This is a genomic window from Prevotella sp. 20925_1_30 (genome assembly GCF_041433025.1).
GTDB classification, from domain to species: Bacteria; Bacteroidota; Bacteroidia; order Bacteroidales; family Bacteroidaceae; genus Prevotella; species Prevotella vespertina.
In genome coordinates this window covers 117,061-138,764 of record NZ_JAPWAR010000006.1, presented here as the reverse complement: position 1 = coordinate 138,764, position 21,704 = coordinate 117,061, and the positions used below count along the sequence as shown (strand labels likewise).

Below are 21,704 nucleotides of genomic sequence, written 5' to 3'. Positions count from 1 at the left end.
TAACCCTACTTACAGGCTTTCATTCGTTTCAAACTATATCCAATAAGGACATCCCCTCCTGAGGGGCTTGGGGAGGCTTCTTTGAGGGGGCTTTTACCCTGCCTGTGGTCCAGTGTGGTCTTCACTCCCCTCTCCATTCGGAGAGGGGGCGGGGGTGAGGCCTTGTTTCCTCCTCGCAGGATTATCCACATCCACCTGCAACTCCTTTAACGCCTTGCGCACCGGACTCTTCCAAGTCAATGTCAACTTAGGAGCTTTAAGACTCTTGGCGCATACGTCCTTCTCGTTCTCCTCCATTTTAGAAGGCACGTTGACACGCAAAGAGAAGATGTCGCCGAGGTCTAATCCTGTTCCCATGCGTGCACAGTCCAAGATAAGGTTACGCAGCGTAATAATCACGTTACGAGCATCACCCTCCGTCAATGAGGTTTCACGAACAATGCGTTCCAACACCATTTCGGGTGAGATTTTTTGTTGACCTTTCGGTACGGCGATATACACCGTTTTACCCTTCATTTTTCCCATTGTCGCCTTACGAGGCGCAACTTTGAATTCTAGCATTTTCTTTAAGTTTTTAATTAAACATTAGATACTATATATCAACATTACATTGATCTTTTTCATGTATTTTATACCCAGCGGTTGGGTCGTCTTGTACCCAGCTGCTGGGTAGCGTCGTACCCTGCCCGTTGGGTAGACCCCTACCTATTCGCTGGGTACGATAGGACTTCTTCGCTGGGTACGATTGTAGTTGTTCGCTGGGTACAAAAAGTAATCAATAAGTATCCGCAAGCCTACCACTCGTGAATAAACAGATACTCTCTTCTGTCCATACTATGTGGATAGCTTAATACCATAAGGTTTGCTTACTTTTATCATCCAACTAGCTTTTATTTATCAATCCATTTCTATTCCTTATATCAAGACTTCACGCTTCATTATATAAAGACCATTGCCTTGATATAAGGAAGACAACCATCTTCATATAATGAATACAAATGCCTTAATATTTAGAATGGGCGATACTCATCTTCATTAGAGGAATTAAACAAGGTTAATCCGCCACATCTAGGAGTAGCATAAACCTGCACATCACTAGAACTAATCCTTAACATAAATGCCTGCTGACCACTACCACTTGGTGTAGAACTCCACATACAACCTATTGTTCCTGAAGCCACAAACGTGCCACGTTTACCATCACCATTATCATATATACCTAAAGCAGGATAATAAAAATAATCATTGAGGTTACTTGGGATACCCGTACTTATGCTGTAAGATGGTGCTATCACAGGATTATTTGTTCGCGTTTTGTTAACTCCATCTGGTGCTGCTAGCTTCAAAATTGAGAAACTCTTACCATTCTTTGAAGCAATAGCACTCTGTTTCAAGAACCACATTCCTCCAACATATAGATGATCCATTGTTGCCCAAAGTGTAGTATTATCCCAATAAGGTTCTCCTTTTTCTGCATACCATAACAATTCATTTAGGTTTGGACAATCCTTTGCACTGTGAGCAGCTGTAACAGCTGGCGCAACACCTGTTGGGTCGTTGTAACCTGGTATATCATTGTAGTCTCGTGAAGTATGTGCAGAAGCTGTTTCAGTACTTTGTGGTCCATGTACTAGATCCTTTTGTCCATTAACTATAGGCTGGAAACGTAATGCTGTATTTGGATTATTCCATTCATAACCCTTCCAATAAGGATCTACTGCATCCCACATATAATACTCATTACCATGGTAAACCTTAATTTTTAAATCAGATTTTACAGGAGTATTCTTTCCTGCATCAAAGGTTACAGAAGGATAGGTCTTCTTGACTGTTCCTGTAACATTGGTCACAGCATCGTGGAGAGTATACTCTATCGTTACGTTGCTGTAAGTACCTGGATTTAAAACCATTGTTGCGCCATTCGTTGTATAAGAATAGGCACTCGGAAGTGTGAAATCATTTACATTTAGTTCTACACTATTCGAGGTGGTTGTACCATTACTTAGTGTTCCATTATCTGCCAAGTCGAATGTACCTGCGAGCTGGTCAGATGTATTGCTTGTGTAAATGCGTATCTTTTGAATCTTAGCACCTGAGATAACTCCGTTTGCATTGTAAGGCATGAAAGTAACATACGCAGCCCTGTGATTCAAGGTGAAACTGTACTTTCCGCTACCTGTTGCATCAGCTACTCCGAAGTCGCCATCGTCTGCAATATGGGCAGCATCGTTAGGAATGTTCTGTGTCTGTGAAGCCTTAATGGTTACCTTGTCACTTACTCCGTTCTTACCTGTATAGCGTACTTTATGTGTAGAACCAGTATAAGTACCGTTTACCCAGAACTTAGCTTTGGCTGTTGTTGTGCTGCCAGGTACTGCTGCAATGCGATTAGCAATATCATCTTCAGAGCTTTGGTTGTAATTACCACCATCGTCTTTTACCCAAATCTTATCGTTTGCTGTCCAATAGAAATCAAGTCCGCTACCTGTATAGGCAGCTGATGTTCGGGTAGTAGGTTCTGTTTCTGAAGAGAACACAGTACCTGTCTTTGGTGTGTCCTTGCCTGCTGTCTTATCTGTGGCTGTGTCATCGCTGGCGCAACTGCTAAAGGCAAGTGCAGTCAACAAGAGTGTGCCGAAATAAATACTTTTCTTAGTCATTATCATTCTGTTTTAATTTAGTTGTTAATTGGAAAGGAATCTGTGTTTATTATTCCCATCCCGTTTCTTCATTCTCATCCTCTTCCTCAAAGAAAGGATTTGACTTTGCGCTTAAGCCTCCGTTATCGCCTGCTGAAGCATGACCACTGCCACCACCGCTGCCAGGGTTCTCAAACGATGTGCCTCGCATTAATTCGTCTTCTGCTAGTTCAAGCCACGTGCATTGAGGTGCACAATAGACTTTTCTTTCATTTGTTTTCTCCATTTACCTGATTTTAAAAATAGTTATTATTAATGATTCTCACTTGCTTTACTTCGTGTCACAGAGTCCAAGAGGGAGACGAAAGCATAAGAAGAGTTGTTAAAACAATGAATTATCTCTTCCTCTTGATGCTCTGTGGCACTATGTAAGTTTGATTTTATACGTGAATTAAATTCTATATTTTGCGTTTTAGCGGTCTTCAAAAAGGGCATAAAAAAGCGAACAAAGGAAACTCTTGAAAGTCCTTTGTTTACAGGGGTTACGGCATGCTTCGCGCGCGCGTATGCGAGAAGAAAAAATGTGTTATTAGACGCTAGGTGCGCATATTGTGTGTGTGTGTGTGTGTGTGTGTGTGTGTGTGTGTTAGCAAATTATTTGGATTGACCAAAGATAAAGTGCAAAAAGATGCAAAGAATTCGATAATTCTTTGCAGTACTTCATTCACTTGATATGTCATTGCTAACTGTTTCACGGCGGCAAAGGTAAGAAGAATAAATTGAATGGGCAAGGAAAAGAAAGAAAAAAAAGCCTCACCCCCTCTCCGAACCAACGGTCACTGACCAACGGGAAGTAATGGAGAGGGGAGTGAATAGTACTGTTTGCTAAGGGGTTATGGGAAGGATTTATTGGTGATTTATTGGTGATTGGATAGAGAATCTATCAGGTGTTTACGATATAATAAAGGTGGGTTCAAAGGATATGTCATTAAAAGAATATGTCGCTCATTATGTCTAAAGAATATGTTACTAACGCTTCACGTTACTTTGTCTTAAAGAATATGTCATTATGTCTAAAGAAAATAAGGGACTGAAACATGAAAAATAAAATATAAATGTCTATCTTTGCAACTAGCTTTTATTCCTTAATTATAAACTATTACTAACATACAAGTACGATATGGAGAAGAAAAGAAGAATCGGGCTCTTGCCAAGAGTGATTATCGCAATCCTACTAGGTATTGCTTTGGGCTATTTCCTTCCAGCCCCTGCAGTAAGAGTGTTCCTCACGTTTAACAGCATTTTTAGCCAATTCCTTGGCTTCATGATTCCATTGATTATTATAGGACTCGTGACTCCTGCGATTGCAGGAATCGGTAAGGGAGCAGGTAAGATGCTATTAGCAACAGTTGTGATAGCCTATGTTGATACAGTCATCGCTGGTAGCTTATCCTACGGGACAGGCTCATGGCTATTCCCATCAATGATAGCCTCAACAGGAGGAGGTATGCCCCATATAGACAAGGCGACAGAGTTAGCCCCTTACTTTACTATCACCATCCCTGCAATGGTTGATGTAATGAGTGGGTTGGTATTCTCTTTCATCGTAGGTTTAGGTATTGCTTATGGCGGACTTCGCACGTTGGAGAATGTCTTTAATGAGTTTAAACACATTATAGAAAAGGTGATTGAAAAGGCTATCATCCCTCTCCTACCTTATTATATATTCGGTGTTTTCCTCAATATGACCCATAACGGACAGGCAAGACAGGTGTTATTAGTGTTTTCACAGATTATCATTGTTATCCTTGTTCTGCATGTTCTTATCCTCATTTATGAGTTCTGTATTGCTGGAGCCCTTACTAAGCAGAACCCGTTCCGATTACTATGGAATATGTTACCAGCTTACCTCACAGCATTGGGAACAAGCTCTTCAGCAGCAACGATACCCGTCACTCTGGCACAGACAGAGAAAGCCGGTGTAAGGAAAGAGGTGGCAGGCTTCGTCATTCCCCTTTGTGCTACCATCCACCTCAGTGGCAGTGCGATGAAGATTACCGCATGTGCGCTCACCATCTGTTTATTGACAGGTTTGCCACATGGTATGGGCTTATTCATTTACTTCATACTCATGTTATCCATTATCATGGTGGCTGCCCCGGGCGTACCAGGTGGCGCTATCATGGCAGCATTAGCCCCATTAGCTAGCATCTTAGGCTTTAATGACGAGGCACAAGCATTGATGATTGCCCTTTACATTGCGATGGATAGCTTCGGTACTGCCTGTAACGTAACAGGTGATGGCGCGATTGCCATTACTATCAATAAGCTCTTTAAAAAGAATAAACTATAAAAATATATAGCAAAGATTACCACATTAGACTATCTTAAAAAGATGTTGTACCTTTGCAAGAAAGACAATTAAATATCTGTAAGAACATGGAAATAGTAGAACGATTTATCAACTACACGAAGTTTGACACACAATCGGCAGAAGATTCCGAGACCGTGCCGAGTACTCCCAAACAACTGATTTTTGCGAACTACCTCAAGGATGAGCTTGAGCGTGAAGGACTAAAGGATGTTGAAATAGACGATATGGGGTATATCTATGCAACGCTCCCTTCCAACACGAAGAAGAAAGTTCCAACAATTGGATTCATTTCTCATTACGATACAGCACTTGATGCTAGCGGTGCAAACATCAAGGCTCGTGTCATCAAGAACTACGATGGTGGCGATATACAACTCAACCCCAACATGGTTAGTTCGCCACGTCAATTCCCAGAACTATTGGAACACAAGGGCGAAGATCTTATCGTTACTGATGGTACAACGCTGCTAGGTGCAGACGACAAGGCTGGTATCGCTGAGATTGTACAGGCTATGTGCTTCTTGCGAGACCACAATGAGATTGAGCATGGAGACATCCGCATAGGCTTCAATCCAGATGAGGAAATTGGTAAGGGTGCCCATCACTTTGATGTAGAGAAGTTCGGGTGTGAATGGGGATACACGATTGATGGTGGTGACCTAGGCGAACTCGAATATGAGAACTTCAATGCTGCTGGTGTGAAGATATTGATTCATGGCGTTAGTGTTCACACTGGTTATGCTAAGGGAAAGATGGTCAATGCGAGTCGCCTAGCATGTGAGTTTAATGCGATGATTCCATCAGATGAAATCCCAGAGACTACTGAAGGTTATCAAGGCTTCTATCACCTTATTGGCATAGAGAGCCGTTGTGAAGAGGCAAAGCTAAGCTATATCATCCGTGACCATGACCGCGAGCACTTCGAAGACCGCAAGCGTTTCATTGAGAACTGCGTTAAGAAGATGAATGAGAAGTATGGTGCTGGTACTGTCGAACTAAAGATGAACGACCAATACTACAACATGAAGGAGAAGATTGACCCTAATATGCACGTCATAGAGCTAGTCCTTCGTGCCATGCAACAGGCTAACATTGCTCCAAAGGTACAACCTATTCGTGGCGGTACGGATGGTGCACAGCTTTCTTTCAAAGGTTTGCCTTGCCCTAACATCTTCGCTGGTGGCGTTAACTTCCATGGTCCTTACGAGTTTGTATCGGTACAGGTTATGGAGAAAGCCATGCAGGTTATCATTAATATCTGTAGGTTGACTGCGGAGTTTAATGATTGAGATACCCACCCCCTTCCCCTCCCCAAGGGAGGGGGGATTGAGATGTCTTAGAGGATTAAATTACGCTATCTCATAGCGTAAAAGAAATACATTTAAAATAAATAAAACAACCTATCATTCCTTTATCTATGGCGATAAGCAGGAATGATATCCTTTTTCTAAATTCTATGAATCGCTACGAAACAACAGATGCGTCGACTTACTTTCTTTTACTTGAGCATGCGAGAAGGATGAGGAACAACCCCACTGAAGCAGAGAAGATTCTTTGGAAGTATCTTGCAAGTAATAGGATGGGAGTTCACTTCCGACAACAACATCCAATATATGGCTACATTCCCGACTTTGTATGCCTCAAGCAGAAACTCATTATAGAGTTAGATGGAGGATACCACTTGGTTGGGGAGCAACCACAAATGGATAAGGAACGCACTGAATGGCTAAGTAAAGAAGGCTATCGGGTTATCCGCTTCACTAATGAAGATGTATTCAATCGATTGGATGAGGTGCTGGATAAAATTGCAGAAGAGTTAGAAAATGCTAGCAAATGAGCTTAAAGAAGAGAACAAATAAGCATAAAGGAACTCTGCAAATATACTCTATGATGTGAGCAAATATGCTCAACGTTAAAAGCAAATATACTCAATAACGAGAGCAAATACACTCCCGTTTCTCACATTCCCTCCACTAATAGGAGATTGAAGGATAGCAACAGATAAGCAACCGCCTATAACATCGTAATATAAGTATTAACACCAACCACCCTCACATATCAAGCTCTCCTCCCTTGGGGAGGAGCTGGAGGTGGGTAAAAGTATTAACAACTATCAACACCACATATCAAGCTCTCCTCCCTTAGGAAGGAGCCGGAGGTGGGTAAAAGTATTAACAACAACCAACACCACATATCAAGCCCTCCTCCCTTGGGGAGGAGCTGGAGGTGGGTAAAACATATATGGCAGAACTACCATCACTCGTCAAAGACCTTGCGCTGATACTTGTTGTAGCAGGTTTTGTAACACTATTATTCAAGAAACTAAAGCAACCCTTAGTATTGGGATACATCGTTGCTGGGTTCTTGGTATCGCCTCACATGCCTTATCTGATGAGCGTTGTCGATAAGGCAAACATACACACATGGGCAGACATAGGTGTTATCTTCCTATTATTTGCATTGGGTTTAGACTTCTCCATAAAGAAGATACTCAAGATGGGAGCATCCCCCATCATAGCAGCCAGTACCATTATCCTCTGTATGACAACCTTAGGTATCGTCGTGGGATATAGTTTTGGATGGAAAGAGATGGACTGCATCTTCCTTGGCGGAATGCTTGCTATCAGCTCAACCACCATTATCTATAAAGCACTCAACGATATGGGACTCACACAACAAGGTTTCGTACCCACAGTGATGAGTGTTCTCATCCTTGAAGACATCCTTGCTATTGTGATGATGGTAATGCTTAGTACGATAGCCAGTGGCACCAACCTTAATGGTGCGCAACTCTTCGGTAGCATAGCCAAGATTGGGTTCTTCCTTGTATTATGGTTTGTTATCGGACTCTTCGCAATACCTCTCTTCCTTCGTTCCACACGCAAACTCCTTAATAGCGAGACCCTCCTTGTTGTGTCATTGGGCTTATGTTGTCTCATGGCTGTTATATCTACACAGGTTGGATTCAGTGCCGCTTTTGGTGCATTCGTTATGGGAAGTATCTTGGCAGAGACTATCGAAGCAGATAAAATCATTCGACTCGTCGACCCTGTCAAGAACCTCTTTGGTGCTATCTTCTTCGTATCGGTTGGAATGTTGGTCGACCCACATATCCTCATCAGCTATGCCGTCCCCATCCTCTTACTCGTTCTGACAATCCTCTTGGGGCAAGCAATCTTCGGCACAATAGGCTTCCTGCTCGGTGGTCAATCGCTGAAGAATGCAATGCGTTGCGGTTTCTCCATGGCACAAATTGGCGAGTTTGCCTTTATCATTGCCTCTTTAGGACTATCCCTACATGTTATCAGTGACCACCTCTACCCAGTAGTTGTTGCTGTATCGGTTATTACCACCTTCCTCACACCTTATATGATACGTGCAGCCGAGCCAAGCTACAACTTCATCATAAAACACTTGCCGAAGAAGTGGGTGCGCCGTATCAATCACATCCAAACAGAAACTCCTGATGAGAATACAACTGGGCATAATCAATGGCATGAACTCATCAAGAAGATGCTGACGAACACGGTTATCTATGGTATTCTCTCGGCTGCCGTTATAGCGATCATGTTCTCCCTCACGCTTCCAATCTGTAGGAAGTTCTCTGTTGAATGGACGGGCACGCATTGGGCTGGTAATGCTGTTTGCGGATTCTTAACCATTGCTTTCATCTCTCCTTTCTTGCGTTCCATCGTGATGAAGCAGAACCATTCTGAAGCTTTCAAGACACTATGGATGGATAGGCGAATCAACCGATTGCCACTCATAGCAACCATCCTTGCACGTGTCGTAATTGCTATCAGTTTCATCTTCTACGTCTGCAACTATCTCACACGATTCCAGCATGCGTTCATTATTGCTATCGCTATCGGTGTGCTCATCCTCATGTTGCTATCAAGGCGACTGAAGGAAAGGAGTATCAAATTAGAGCGACTCTTCATACAGAACCTACGAAGTAGGGACATAGAAGCACAGGTGAAGGGTAAGAAGAAGCCGCTCTTTGCCGACCATCTCATTGATCGAGATATTCATATCAGTAACTTCAACCTACCAGAAGACTCGCTATGGGCTGGTAAGACATTACGAAGTTTGCGACTCCGCAACCGCTTTGGCGTGCATATCAGTAGTATCCTTCGTGGCTCGCTACGCCTCAACATCCCTAATGGCGAAACTATCCTCTTCCCTGGCGACACGCTTCAAGCCATTGGAAATGATGAACAGTTAACGGCACTATCAAGAGCCATCAAGTCTGAACAGCAGCCCGAAGACACCGAGATAGAGAAGCGAGAAATGAAGCTTCGCCGTGTCACCTTATCCGAATCCAGCCCTTTCATTGGCAAAACCCTCAAAGAGAGTGGCATTCGAGACAAGTATAACTGCATGGTAGTAGGCGTCGATGAAGGGCAAGATAACCTAACTCTCATCACTCCTTCCCGCTGTTTACAGGCTGATGATGTACTATGGATTGTTGGTGAAGAGAGCAATTTGGCGAAGATTCTCACGTTGAATTGAGAACCTCTCCAAGTCTTATGCTCCATACGTGCTAATTTTATTGTCATTTGATTGGCACTGAGACGACAGCAAAGCATACAAACAACAAGACGCCTTTCTCCATTTGAGAAGGGCGTCTTGCTAAAAGGAAGAGAGCATTGCTATGATAACAACCAGGGGCATAGTCGCTTATTCATGATAGCTACTTAGTTTTGAAAGATAAAACTTCTTAAAGTCCCTCCATTTATAGTAATAAGGTGCAGAAGTCTTCGGCAATGGTAGTGTAGCTTCCTCTTCATTCAATAAAACCTTCACAAGCGTTTCAGCCTTAGGCTTCCTCGGATTTTTATAGAATACAAATTGAATGTTAGCAGCCATAGGTACAATGCGTGTAGAACTCCAACCTTTCTGATCAAGACTATCTATATCCGATACTCTGATGTCACTATTATTCAGATTAAGCAGACAGGTCAACGGCATAACCATCGTATCATGTCCGAAACGAAGTGTCGCACCGGGATGAGGAAGTGCCAAACAAGAATCGGCATCAGTGATTATCTTACGCAAGAGATTGCGCTGTGAAAAAGGTTGATTACCTCCGCTCTGTGGTGCACTAGCATATCGCAAATACCACCAAGCATTACTACGTTCCCAAAGACGATATAATTCTTCTGGGGTAAAGAGATTGTACAATGAAAGCGAATGGCGTATTTCCGAGTTCTGAACAATACTAGCCAGACTGAAGAGATCGAATGAGAGTTGCCCTGCATCCACCTTCTTTGCCACATATTCCTTATCCTTAAAGAGGCGCGCCATCAAAGGTTTTGTGTCAATATTGCGTTTGCCCCACTCATCAATCGTATTCTTTACAGCACTACTATCCCTTTGGTGAGATAGTTTTTTGTCTGATTGATTCATAAAATACATATCATGTGCACTCGCATCATGCCTAATACGCAAGCGAGGATTATGTCGGATTAGCTCTTGCAATTCGTTTTCCATGGACAGAATACAGCGGATAACATCCGTAGACTTAGCATCTATCCACACCGAATCACGGAAAACAGATGGGAAACGTTCGTACATTCTTCTCGCAATCTGCTGATGTTGCTGTGCGCCCAGAGGTGTCAACTCGCCCCATCGCTTATAGGATTCTGCATACATGAGGCGTAGTTTCTTCAAGACATCTTCCCCCTCATTCGTCAAAACCCCAGCAGAATCAGCCCGCTCAAGCACTTCAATCGGTCGAAGATATTGCTGCGCATGAATGAGATAGCGCGAACCATGTCGCCCGTAATGCGAGAGATACACAGGAAAATAGCCTGACGGAGCAGGTGTCAGCTTACCAGAAGGAGTCGGATAAGCTAGGTAATTGTTGGCAGAAAGTTCTGGATGAACACTAATCTGCTGTTTGAACGATTGTGCTGTGACGTGTAGAGATGCCGAAAATGCCAGCACGCAAAGCCAAAAAAGATGTTTTTTCATATCGTTTTGATTTGTTCTAATAGCAATACAAAGGTAAGCATTTTCCATAAAGGCACATAAGAATAAACTAAATAATAGCTTATTTCACTGAAATACGATAGTTGTTTTTCTATAGCATATACAATGAACAGAAGCAGAAGACACCCACTTGTTTTGTAAAAGAATATAGCCAATTTGATAGGTTATTACTGCGATATTCTGGAAAGCAACTTACTTTGCTCGAAATATTCAATTTTTGAGAGTAAGAAGTCTGGTTATTCTAATAGACTAATAACCAATCTGTTACAAATAACGCAATCCTATTATTAGAAGAAAGCAGATAGATTTGGACGAAATTGGAGCATATTTTAGCCCAAAACGATGGTTATTTTCGTAAAAAACGATAGTACTTTTTAGCAAAAACGATACTACTTTTCACCAAAAACGATAGTACTTTTTCATAAAAAGGTACTATCGTTTTGAGTTTATTGGTATTTAGTGACTCCAAAAACCAATATTCGTTTCTAGAAAGAGCTAATTAGGAAATTTAGAATGTAAAATATCTTTCTAGTTAATTCGTCTATGAGAATCATCTAAAAAGATATTAGGAAAGATTAGGAAACAGCCGAAAAAACTATCTAACCGAAGCATTTTTCCCACTCACGGAAGCGGAGAACCCCCTCTTCACCGAACTTCGATAGGCTTTTTTCCGCCTGTTCAATCGTCTTCTCTCGATCTAGGTGCGTCTTAGAAAAGAACTTATCGGCATAACAAATCACCTTTTCTTCCATCGTTTCGGGTAGGAAATCTTGCTGCGGAAGAGGGAGATTTTGCGCTATAATCTGCGCTTTGGTAATCCCAGCACCCGTATGTCGTTCGCAAACACGAGCATGACGTGGGAAGCCTTCTGACCTTAATAACTCTGCTCCGATACGCCCGTGACAGATGTAAGGTTCGGTTCCGAAACACTGAATGCCAGCCGCATCGCACTTGAAAATACCTATATCATGCAGCATAGCAGCCTCCTCCAAGAACGCACAATCAAGCTTTAATTCTGGATGGTGGGCCGCTATTGCTAATGCCTTATCAGCCACACTACGACTATGAACTAAGAGGATGTGACGAAGCTCATTGTCGGTTGGGTAAAACTTATTGATGATTGAAAGATAATCCATAATCATAAACGAAAAAGTCACGGTCTTACTCAATAGCAATAGACCGTGACTTAATATTTTTTTAATGCGTTTTACTTATTCAGCATGCTCACGCTCAATGTAAGCAATAACATCGCCCTTGTTCACCTTAGCACCTTGCTTAGCGTTGATCTCTACCAACTTACCACCGAGTGCAGCTGGAACAGTAACGAATTCGCCCCAAGGAGCTTGGATATAGCAGAAAGCATCGCCCTCTTTATACTCCTTGCCAATGAATGGCTCTACAGCTGGAGCTGCCTCACCATCGCCCTGGAACTCCCAGAACAACTGACCTTTGACAGGAGCAACAAGTGCATCTGCCTTTGCATGCTTAAAGGCTGCAGCCTCTTCTGGGCTAACCTTTGCGCCGAGCTTAGCATCCTTAGCAGCTTGAAGATCAGCCAAGAAGTTCTTCTTAGCCTGTCCACTCTTGTAGTTGCGATACTGCTCTGGGTGCATAGCCAATTCGAAGAGTTCCTCTTCATCCTGACCATAATCCCAACCATTCTCGTCCATTTCCTTGCGGAAATCCTCAAGATTGTTCTTCAACAATGTATGTGGGTCTGCATCTGTGAACTCAAGTCCCTTCTGCTTAGCTAAGTCTTTCAACTCTTGACAAATCTCACCTGGTACACGACCGCTCTTTCCGAGGATCATACCCCACATAGAATCATCCATCATAACGAAGCGTCCCTTACCCTGCTCAAGGGTGAGGAGGTTCATCAATGCGATGTTCTTAGTATATTGTGAGAATGGAGTTACCAATGGAGGATATCCTACACGAGGCCAAACATAAGCAACCTCATCGAACAACTTGATAAGCATGTCGTCAACAGAGAGTTCTTCCTCGCCCTTCTTCTTACGAAGGTTATTAATAGTAGAGCGAATACCACCGAGGTCGGCCATCATTGAACCCATCATACCACCAGGTAAACCACAGCTGAGGAGTAAAGAGCTCATAATCTTATTCTGTGGGTTAATGAAGTAACCTAACCACTCATCAATAAACTCTTGAGTCATGGCACGCGCCTTCATGTAAGCATCCATATTAATCTCTGGAACATCAAAGCCTGCATTCTTCAACATACTTTGTACAGAGATAACGTCTGGGTGAACTTTACCCCATGACAATGGCTCTATAGCAACATCGAGGATGTCAATACCATTCTTTGCAACCTCCAACATAGATGCCATTGAGAGACCAGGACCTGAGTGACCATGATACTCTAGTAATACATCTGGATGCTTCTCCTTAATACGGCGAGTGAGTTCTCCTAAGAAAGCAGGCTGACCAATACCAGCCATATCCTTCAAGCATAGTTCCTCAGCACCAGCTGCAATTTCTTCATCAGCTAATTTGCTGTAGTACTCAATAGTATGAACAGGAGAGGTGGTGATACAGAGTGTTCCCTGTGGAGTCATACCAGCTTCCTTTGCCCATTTCAATGCTGGAGCAATGTTACGAATATCATTTAAACCATCGAAAAGACGAGTAATATCTACACCCTGAGCATGCTTTACACGATACATCATCGCACGAACATCATCAGGAACAGGATACATACGTAAAGCATTCAAGCCACGATCAAGCATGTGTGTCTTGATACCAGCTTCATGCAGAATCTTCGTATAGGCACGTACCGACTCGTTTGGATTCTCACCAGCCAGTAAATTTACTTGTTCAAAAGCACCACCGTTGGTTTCTACACGTGCGAAACAACCCATCTCAATGAAGACAGGTGCGATGCGCACTAACTGATCTTTACGTGGCTGGAACTTACCAGAGCTCTGCCACATGTCTCGATAAATGAGACTGAACTGTATTTTCTTTCCCATATCTTATTTTATTGCTATCTAAATGAAGGTGATTGCAAACTGCAATCTCGACTTGCAAAATTAGATAAAAAATTCCAAAAATCAACTGACAGACAATATTTTTTGCAATAATTGACTATCTTTGCAGCATAAAAACAACGTACATGAAGAATTTCTTTTTCCCTCTTTTAAGCCTCTCTCTACTGTTGCTTACGGCATGTTATAACCAAGCTTCAACAGGTGATCATGGGGCTATAGACATTGAAACTAGCTTGAAAGGTGATAGTACTCGGTATGGATTGGCATGTGATGGATGCTCTGATTCGGTTATCGTATTCCTACCTGATGAGGGTGGAGACCCTATAAAGTTTGATATTGTCACGGCTAAGCGAAATAATATGGTATATGGGGATATACAGATAGGAGACAAACTGGCGATTCTCCCTAATCCAATTGATCCATACGAGGCTGCAATGGTTATCGATCTAGAACAGATGAAGGGAACTTGGACGTTTCAAGTTCTTCCTAAGTTGAAACCAAATCCGACAAAGACAGAATACGAAATTCTTGCAGGGATGAGCGATTCTTTGAAGAAGGCTCTATTTATCCCTCGAGAGTATGGTTTCACACTCAAGAGTTATAATCAAGCCTCCCCCGTGGGATATATCATGAAGTCCAACTCTTTAGAAGATGAGAGTCCTGTAGAATACCCAAAAGTAACGGTTTATACCAGTTGGCATATTTTTAATGGTAAACTGTATATCTATAAAGATACATTGGATGAGCAAGGACATCGAATCCCACAAGACTCTGTAGGCTTTGATTCTGGCTCTATGCGTTATTTATCCGTCGACTCTATGGCTGCTCTCTTTGGAAAGAAAGTCATGCAATATCACCGAAAGAAGAGTGCTTTAGAGGCTAACAAAGAGGCACAAGAGGCTGAAGCGAAGGTGGCAAAGCAAGATACGATTAAGAAATAAGTAAGTATATTTATTTCACAATAAGACTTTCCTAAGCCTCGAAATAGTATGTTTAGGCTTATTTTGAGAACCTATACACGTTTAAGGCAGGACACTTCCTAATTGACGATATTTGTAGAATACCTATCAAGGGATAATAAAAAAGTAGGGGATTCATTGTATATGAATCCCCTACTCTGTATTACTTTCCTATAAGATTCTTCTCTTCTGAGAAGAAAATGTGGACCTGGTGGGAGTCGAACCCACGTCCGCACAAGGAAACCATACGCTTTCTACACGTTTATTCCAGCCTTCGATTTTCGTATGTCGGCAAGACCTGGACCACCAACCAACATCTTATCCTCTAAATCTTCATCAGTGTATCGAGGCATACACTGACTATTTCCGATTGAACCTGCATCGCTTACTCTCTGGATTCGGAACAACATCCTCGGAGCGATGTCTCGTCCAACTATCTAATAGTCGGATAAAGCCAGTAACCTACTGTACTTCGGTTAGGCAGCGAGAGCGTAATTGTTTTCGCCAATTAATTGTTTGATAGCTGATATTAAGGAGCAAACTAACGACGCTCCGCGTGCTTACGTACCATTCCGTCTTGCCGTCAAATCCAAACAAGCCCATACGATAGTCGTGCAAAGGTAATGATAGTTTATGATAGTACCAAACTTTTGTTCTTCTTTTATCATTACAGCTTAACAAGTAGGGATATATGATTCGTTAGTCGACAATAGCTGTCGCATTAATGGTACGAACCATATATCCCTTCTTTGGATGTATTCTTTATGTTGCTTGCCTATGCCTCCTTATCGTATTCGAGATGGAAGTTGATAATGGTCTCAATACCCTTCAACCAAAGGTCGACAGGCATATTCTCGTTTGGAGAGTGGATAGCATTTGACTCCAAACCGAAGCCCATAAGGACGCTCTTAGCCCCGAGTAACTTCTCGAATGTTGAGATAATAGGAATAGAACCACCAATACGAACAGGCAAAGGACGCTTTCCGAATACCGCCTCAAAGCCACGTTCTGCAGCCTTATAAGCTGGGAAATCGATAGGACAAACGTACCCATAGCCACCATGATGCTTCTCAACCTTCACCGTAACGGTATCTGGAGCAACGCGATTGAAGTAGTCTACCACTAATTGACTAATCTTATTATGGTCTTGATGAGGTACTAAACGTGAAGAAATCTTTGCGTATGCCTTTGAAGGAATAACCGTCTTGGCACCATCGCCAGTATATCCACCCCAGATTCCACATACATCGAACGATGGACGATAGCCTGTGCGCTCAATCGTACTATATCCTTCTTCACCGAATAGAGCCTTTACTCCGATAGATTTTTTATACTCTTCTTCATTGAAAGGAATGGATGCAACGAGTTTACGCTCCTCTTCCGAAGCTTCCTCAACATCGTCATAGAAGCCTGGAATACGTATTTTACCATCAGGACCGGTAACGTCAGCTATTAACTTACAAAGAACATTGATTGGATTAGCCACAGCACCTCCGAAAGTACCAGAATGTAAATCGTGATCAGGACCAGTAACCTCTATCTGCCAATAGGACAAGCCACGCAAACCTGTTGTAATAGATGGTACATCAGGGCTGATAATACCTGTATCAGAAACAAGAATTACGTCACAAGCCAGCAAATCCTTATGTTCTTCGATGAAAGGAGTAAGACTTCCTGAGCCGATTTCCTCCTCACCTTCGAAGATAAACTTCATATTATGCTTCAGTAAATCATGCTTGTTCAGATACTCAAAAGCCTTTGCTTGCATGAACGATTGCCCTTTATCATCATCAGCACCACGTGCCCAAATGTGTCCATCTTTGATTACTGGTTCGAAAGGCTCCGTCTTCCAAAGCTCGAAAGGTTCGGCAGGCATTACATCATAATGTCCATAAACTAATACGGTCTTAGCCTTTGGGTCAACCATTCTCTCTGCATATACCATAGGATTGCCTTTCGATGGCATTACCTCTGCCTTGTCAACTCCTGCTTGTAACAAAAGTTCTTTCCAACGTTCTGCACAGCGCACCATGTCTTCTTTATGAGCTGTTTGTGCACTCACGCTCGGTATGCGTATCAGACTGAACAACTCCTCGAGCATTCTGTCTTTGTTCTCTTCTACATATTTCTTAATCATAGTTATTGATATTTAGAGATTTATTTTTCCATAGTTGTAACGCCACGAAAGCGAAAGTATCGCAAATATACAACTTTTTTTCAGAATGCAAGTAGAATAGAAGTTTAATTTCAAATATTCTGTGGATATTTGGGGTTAAGGCTGTGGGGAAAGATGGTTAGTGCAGAAGTAAATGTCTATCAAGGATAACTATCTGTTATGAACAATTTTCTTCTTTACCATATATAATATAAGGTGTAAATAGTGTGCTTTTTATTAATTGGATACTACGAATAATTAGTTTGATACCTATCAAATTACTATTTTGTATAATCGAATTATGAGTTTGATACCATTCAAACGGGTAGTTCGTATAGTCAAATAATTAGTTTGATACTATTCATACGTTGAATTTATTAGTAATTCTTACCTATAAAGCATATACTTTTGGGATAAAAACACAGTACGTTTAGATATAACGAGGGCATAAAAAAAGTGAAATCCTTATGGATTCCACTCGTAAGCATCAACAAATTCATCGAATTTCAGCTCTAAATTTGGACAAATAGCTTTAAAAACTTCTGCAATTTCAGCTTGTAAACTTTCTGAAATCAATTCATCTCCTTTCCTAGCTTTATAATAGTGATACCTCGTTGTAAAGCAATATTGTACCTCCTGTCGCATTAGTTTCAGCTTGCCAGCAGGGACTTCATCGTAAAAATGGCGCATTCCTTTGGCAAAACGTTTCAGCTTTGCTTCTGCAAACCACCGACAAGGCTTCGTTTCTGTACGAGTTTCTATATAGTACGGGGCTACTATTTCTATAAAATCACTATCGTTTTCTCTAGGTTCTATCTTCATTGCCAACGCCCGTAGGCATTGTTTTGCCAGTTTGCACTGCTCGTTTGTGGCTATACAATATGTGTAATTGTATGGTACATCGTCTTTTTTTATTTCCATAATATATTGGTTTGTCATGAAATAAGTGTACTAATTAGATGGTATGCGGCTTTATTTTTGAATGAATCTATTGCTCTTTGTCGATCTCTCTTAATACTTTTACAGCCTGCTCAACACTCTTCACATCGCTAACTACCATAGATCGCTTGCCATTCTTCTCTTTCAAGTTACACTGGCGGGCGTGATAACCGATGTAGTTAAGTACCTTACCAAAGGCAGCACTTTGATAGTACATGCTGTTGGTATTGGAGACAAACTGCATCTGCATACGTTCTTGCTTGAGAATAATCTTCTCGCACCCCAATCGCTTGCCTATGCGTCGTAGCGCAACAACCTGCATCAACTCCTCACCTTGACGTGGAACAGGACCGAAGCGGTCTATCAGACGTTGGCGATAAGCCTCCAAGTCCTCATCTTTCTCAATGTTATCTAATTCGCGATAAAGCAACATTCGCTCCGAACTACCGGGCACATAGTTATCGGGGAAGTACATCTCTAAGTCGCTCTCAACGGCACAATCATCTATAAAGTCATCCCCCGTAATCTGCTTCCCTTCGTTCATTTCCTCCGCATAAAGGTCTTGGAACTCGTCATTCTTTAGTTCGGTGACTGCCTGACTAAGTATCTTTTGATAGGTTTCATAGCCCAAATCCTCCATAAAGCCACTCTGTTCCGACCCCAGCAGATTACCCGCACCACGAATATCAAGGTCCTGCATAGCCAGATTAAAACCGCTCCCTAAGTCGGAGAAAGTCTCCAATGCCTCCAAACGACGGCGTGCCTCAGAGTTAAGCGCAGCCAATGGTGGAGCAAGAAGATAGCAGAAAGCCTTTTTATTAGAGCGTCCCACACGACCACGCATCTGATGCAAGTCAGATAATCCGAACCGATGAGCTTCATTAATGATTATGGTATTTGCGTTAGAAATATCAATTCCATTCTCCACGATAGTGGTCGAGAGCAACACATCATAGTCGTAATTCATGAATCCCATGATAATTTTTTCTAGTTCCTCAGGCTTCATCTGCCCATGTCCTATTGCCACACGGCAGTCTGGGACATACTTCTTAATAAGATTGGCTATCTCTGGAAGATTACCAACGCGGTCATTCACGAAATATACCTGACCATTGCGACTCATCTCGAAGTTAATCGCATCGGCTATTACCTCATGTGAGAACGAGGCAATCTGGGTCTGAATTGGATATCTATTGGGGGGTGGTGTGCGCATGATACTCATGTCACGTGCGCCCATCAAAGAGAACTGCAACGTTCGTGGGATAGGTGTTGCCGACATCGTGAGCGTATCTACATTCGTCTTCAACTGGCGTAACTTCTCCTTTGTAGTTACTCCGAACTTCTGTTCCTCATCAATGATAAGCAGTCCTAAGTCATGCCACTTTACCGTCTTACCAATTAGTTTATGCGTACCCACAAGGATGTTTATCTTCCCTTCGGCAAGGTCTTCTATCACCTGCTTCGTTTGCTTTGCACTGCGGGCACGGGATAGGTAATCCACCCGAACAGGCATATTCTTCAGTCGCTTCTTGAATGTTTGATAATGCTGAAAAGCCAATACTGTGGTAGGTACTAATACCGCCACTTGCTTGTTATCTACGGCAGCTTTGAAGGCAGCGCGTATAGCTACTTCGGTCTTACCAAAGCCCACATCGCCACAAACCAGTCGATCCATAGGGCGTGCACTCTCCATATCCTGCTTCAGTTCCTGCGTAGCCTTTAGCTGGTCGGGCGTATCTTCATATAAGAACGAAGCCTCCAATTCATGTTGCATAAACGAGTCGGGCGAGAAAGCAAAGCCCTTTTCTCTGCGGCGTTTAGCATATAGTTTAATAAGGTCACGGGCAAGATCTTTGATTCGTTTCTTCGCTCTCTCCTTCAGTCTGTCCCATGCTCCAGAGCCCAAGACAGATAGCAATGGAGGTTCACCAGAATTGCCTCTGCGATACTTACTAATCTTATAAAGGGAATGGATGGACACATCCACGATGTCATTATGCTGATAAACGAGTCGGATCACTTCCTGATATGAATCGCCTGTAGGCACTCGGACGAGTCCAGCAAACTTACCGATACCAAAGTCAACATGCACAAGAAAGTCACCAGGTTCCATCTCTTGCAGTTCTTTCATCGTCAGTGCCATCTTGCCCTGACGTGCTTTATCAGACTTGAGGTTGTACTTATGGAATCTATCGAATATCTGATGATCTGTGAAGAAACATACTTTTAAGGTATTGTCAACGAACCCCTCGTGTATTGTTCGGTTAACGGGAGTAAATGGCAAAGCCCTAACTTTGCTTTCACCTTGACTATTGGTAGTAGCTTCAACGACTGACAGATTCTCCGAATCGGGTGCCATATCTGGGTTAGATAACGATTCGAATATATCTTTGAGGCGTATTGTTTGCTTCTCACTATCCGCAAAGATGTATAGCTTGTAACCCTGTAGAAGATAGTCACGGAGCGTCTTCGACAGCAAATCGAAGTTCTTATGAAATAGTGGTTGAGCGGTCGTATTGAATTGAATCGTTACGTGCTGACCATCCGCTTTCTTGGCTGTCTCACTAATAGAATGGGTCACACCGAACTCTATGCGACGATAGTTTAGAGCCTCATTCATAAAGTTCGATGCTGTGATGAGTTGCCCTTCTTTACGGAACGCCTGCTCCAGTTCGTACTGTTCCACCTCTGTCTTTCCCTCCCTCTGTGCCGTTAATGCCTGTGCAGTGAAGCCCTCTTTATAAATGTTTTCGATAGCATCACGCACATAAAGGAAGTCTTTGAACGCAAGGAAACTATCAGCTGGTAAGAAGTGAAGGAACGGCACTTTCTCTTCTGATAAAGTAGCCAGTTCGGGTACAACCTCTATGTGTTCTAACTTCTTACTTGATAACTGGCTCTCTACTTCAAAAGTGCGAATCGTCTCTATGTCATCGCCAAAGAAGTCGATACGATAGGGCAGTTCACCAGAGTAGGAATAAACATCAATGATACTACCGCGCACAGCGAATTGTCCAGGCTCATACACATAATCGGTTTCCGTGAAGCCGAATGAGCGCAAAGTCTTCTCTACCTCAACGATATCAATGTGCTGATTGACAGAGAGTGAGAGGTGTCGTTCATCTAACTGCCGCTTCGATACAACCAGTTCTGATAGTGCCGAGGGGTCGGTAACAATATAGAGTGGGAGCCTGTTAGTCGTCCCTTTCTCCGTAGCCAATGCCGATAAGCGTGTGAGCACCTCCGTTCGCAGGATTTCATTTCCTGCATCTCTCTGCCCGTATTTGACTGCACGACGATAGGAAGAGGGAAAGAATAGCACTTCTGCCGTGCTATCTTTGCTATCTTCAGGCATGACGATTGTCTTCAAATCATTATAGAAATAGCCAGCTTCTTCGCTATCATTAAGTACGATGACGACCGTTTTCTGCCATCGTTCGGCTATAGCAGCAAAGAGCATTGGAGCAGCTGATGCCACTAGTCCTTGCAAGAAGATAGCTCTCACTTGTTGGTCTTCTTGCACCTTCATTATCGCTCCCGCCTGTGGCAAGGTAGCATATATCTTTTGTATATCTTGTATCTTCATCGCTTGTGCGTTGTGCCTGCAAAGTTACAAAAAAGTACAGATAGTAAGGC

The 21,704-nt window shown here is 42.6% G+C and carries 14 protein-coding genes and 1 other RNA gene; 5 read left to right on the top strand and 10 right to left on the bottom strand.

Features of this window, described 5'->3' with window-relative positions:
- Window positions 1–93: 93 nt before the first annotated feature.
- The 3 genes from O3603_RS04500 to O3603_RS04490 all read right to left on the bottom strand — a co-directional run bounded on the left by O3603_RS04500 (window position 94) and on the right by O3603_RS04490 (window position 2,925).
- Window positions 94–561 carry a DNA-binding protein gene (locus O3603_RS04500; RefSeq protein WP_371520979.1) on the bottom strand — a complete coding sequence of 156 codons (468 nt, stop codon included), beginning with the start codon at window positions 559–561 and terminating at the stop codon, window positions 94–96.
- 449 nt (window positions 562–1,010) lie between these two features.
- Complete coding sequence (locus O3603_RS04495) at window positions 1,011–2,660, bottom strand: hypothetical protein (protein ID WP_371520976.1); 1,650 nt, start codon at window positions 2,658–2,660, stop codon at window positions 1,011–1,013.
- Between the two features lie 49 nt (window positions 2,661–2,709).
- Window positions 2,710–2,925 (bottom strand): hypothetical protein, encoded by a 216-nt coding sequence (locus O3603_RS04490; protein ID WP_371520973.1) that lies wholly within the window; start codon window positions 2,923–2,925, stop codon window positions 2,710–2,712.
- Window positions 2,926–3,819: 894 nt separating this feature from the next.
- On the opposite strand from O3603_RS04490, the gene O3603_RS04485 reads away from it, so the two are divergent.
- The 4 genes from O3603_RS04485 (at window position 3,820) to O3603_RS04470 (ending at window position 9,525) form a co-directional block, all read left to right on the top strand.
- A complete protein-coding gene (locus O3603_RS04485; RefSeq protein WP_371520970.1) occupies window positions 3,820–4,992 on the top strand; it encodes a dicarboxylate/amino acid:cation symporter in 1,173 nt (390 codons plus the stop codon).
- 86 nt (window positions 4,993–5,078) lie between these two features.
- Window positions 5,079–6,302 (top strand): peptidase T, encoded by a 1,224-nt coding sequence (gene pepT / locus O3603_RS04480; RefSeq protein WP_155715525.1) that lies wholly within the window; start codon window positions 5,079–5,081, stop codon window positions 6,300–6,302.
- A gap of 167 nt (window positions 6,303–6,469) precedes the next feature.
- Window positions 6,470–6,850, top strand: a complete 381-nt coding sequence (locus O3603_RS04475; RefSeq protein ID WP_371520967.1) for an endonuclease domain-containing protein — start codon at window positions 6,470–6,472, stop codon at window positions 6,848–6,850.
- Between the two features lie 404 nt (window positions 6,851–7,254).
- Window positions 7,255–9,525 carry a cation:proton antiporter gene (locus tag O3603_RS04470; RefSeq protein WP_371520964.1) on the top strand — a complete coding sequence of 757 codons (2,271 nt, stop codon included), beginning with the start codon at window positions 7,255–7,257 and terminating at the stop codon, window positions 9,523–9,525.
- Between the two features lie 168 nt (window positions 9,526–9,693).
- Here O3603_RS04470 and O3603_RS04465 read toward each other — a convergent pair whose 3' ends face one another.
- The 3 genes from O3603_RS04465 to O3603_RS04455 form a co-directional block, all read right to left on the bottom strand.
- Entirely contained in the window at window positions 9,694–10,989 is a 1,296-nt protein-coding gene (locus O3603_RS04465; RefSeq protein WP_371520961.1) for a histidine-type phosphatase, read from the bottom strand.
- A gap of 617 nt (window positions 10,990–11,606) precedes the next feature.
- Entirely contained in the window at window positions 11,607–12,143 is a 537-nt protein-coding gene (locus tag O3603_RS04460; RefSeq protein ID WP_371520959.1) for an HDIG domain-containing metalloprotein, read from the bottom strand.
- Between the two features lie 75 nt (window positions 12,144–12,218).
- Window positions 12,219–13,997 (bottom strand): biotin/lipoyl-binding protein, encoded by a 1,779-nt coding sequence (locus tag O3603_RS04455; protein WP_009434858.1) that lies wholly within the window; start codon window positions 13,995–13,997, stop codon window positions 12,219–12,221.
- A 143-nt stretch (window positions 13,998–14,140) separates the two neighbouring features.
- Here O3603_RS04455 and O3603_RS04450 point away from each other — a divergent pair, with 143 nt between their 5' ends.
- Window positions 14,141–14,956 (top strand): hypothetical protein, encoded by an 816-nt coding sequence (locus O3603_RS04450; protein WP_371520956.1) that lies wholly within the window; start codon window positions 14,141–14,143, stop codon window positions 14,954–14,956.
- 218 nt (window positions 14,957–15,174) lie between these two features.
- Here O3603_RS04450 and ssrA read toward each other — a convergent pair.
- The 4 genes from ssrA to mfd all read right to left on the bottom strand — a co-directional run bounded on the left by ssrA (window position 15,175) and on the right by mfd (window position 21,654).
- Window positions 15,175–15,575, bottom strand: a transfer-messenger RNA (tmRNA) gene (gene ssrA / locus O3603_RS04445).
- 174 nt (window positions 15,576–15,749) lie between these two features.
- Entirely contained in the window at window positions 15,750–17,111 is a 1,362-nt protein-coding gene (locus O3603_RS04440) for a dipeptidase (RefSeq protein WP_315087649.1), read from the bottom strand.
- Between the two features lie 483 nt (window positions 17,112–17,594).
- Window positions 17,595–18,050 (bottom strand): DUF6078 family protein, encoded by a 456-nt coding sequence (locus O3603_RS04435; protein ID WP_371520953.1) that lies wholly within the window; start codon window positions 18,048–18,050, stop codon window positions 17,595–17,597.
- 67 nt (window positions 18,051–18,117) lie between these two features.
- Window positions 18,118–21,654, bottom strand: coding sequence for a transcription-repair coupling factor (mfd, locus tag O3603_RS04430; RefSeq protein ID WP_371520950.1), 3,537 nt, complete (start codon window positions 21,652–21,654; stop codon window positions 18,118–18,120).
- Window positions 21,655–21,704: the final 50 nt, after the last annotated feature.

Excerpts from the sequence above, each read along its gene's own strand:
- O3603_RS04500 (WP_371520979.1), bottom strand. The coding sequence starts at position 561 with ATGCTAGAATTCAAAGTTGCGCCTCGTAAGGCGACAATGGGAAAAATG.
- O3603_RS04495 (WP_371520976.1), bottom strand. The coding sequence starts at position 2,660 with ATGACTAAGAAAAGTATTTATTTCGGCACACTCTTGTTGACTGCACTT.
- O3603_RS04490 (WP_371520973.1), bottom strand. The coding sequence starts at position 2,925 with ATGGAGAAAACAAATGAAAGAAAAGTCTATTGTGCACCTCAATGCACG.
- O3603_RS04485 (WP_371520970.1), top strand. The coding sequence starts at position 3,820 with ATGGAGAAGAAAAGAAGAATCGGGCTCTTGCCAAGAGTGATTATCGCA.
- pepT (WP_155715525.1), top strand. The coding sequence starts at position 5,079 with ATGGAAATAGTAGAACGATTTATCAACTACACGAAGTTTGACACACAA.
- O3603_RS04475 (WP_371520967.1), top strand. The coding sequence starts at position 6,470 with ATGAATCGCTACGAAACAACAGATGCGTCGACTTACTTTCTTTTACTT.
- O3603_RS04470 (WP_371520964.1), top strand. The coding sequence starts at position 7,255 with ATGGCAGAACTACCATCACTCGTCAAAGACCTTGCGCTGATACTTGTT.
- O3603_RS04465 (WP_371520961.1), bottom strand. The coding sequence starts at position 10,989 with ATGAAAAAACATCTTTTTTGGCTTTGCGTGCTGGCATTTTCGGCATCT.
- O3603_RS04460 (WP_371520959.1), bottom strand. The coding sequence starts at position 12,143 with ATGGATTATCTTTCAATCATCAATAAGTTTTACCCAACCGACAATGAG.
- O3603_RS04455 (WP_009434858.1), bottom strand. The coding sequence starts at position 13,997 with ATGGGAAAGAAAATACAGTTCAGTCTCATTTATCGAGACATGTGGCAG.
- O3603_RS04450 (WP_371520956.1), top strand. The coding sequence starts at position 14,141 with ATGAAGAATTTCTTTTTCCCTCTTTTAAGCCTCTCTCTACTGTTGCTT.
- O3603_RS04440 (WP_315087649.1), bottom strand. The coding sequence starts at position 17,111 with ATGATTAAGAAATATGTAGAAGAGAACAAAGACAGAATGCTCGAGGAG.
- O3603_RS04435 (WP_371520953.1), bottom strand. The coding sequence starts at position 18,050 with ATGGAAATAAAAAAAGACGATGTACCATACAATTACACATATTGTATA.
- mfd (WP_371520950.1), bottom strand. The coding sequence starts at position 21,654 with ATGAAGATACAAGATATACAAAAGATATATGCTACCTTGCCACAGGCG.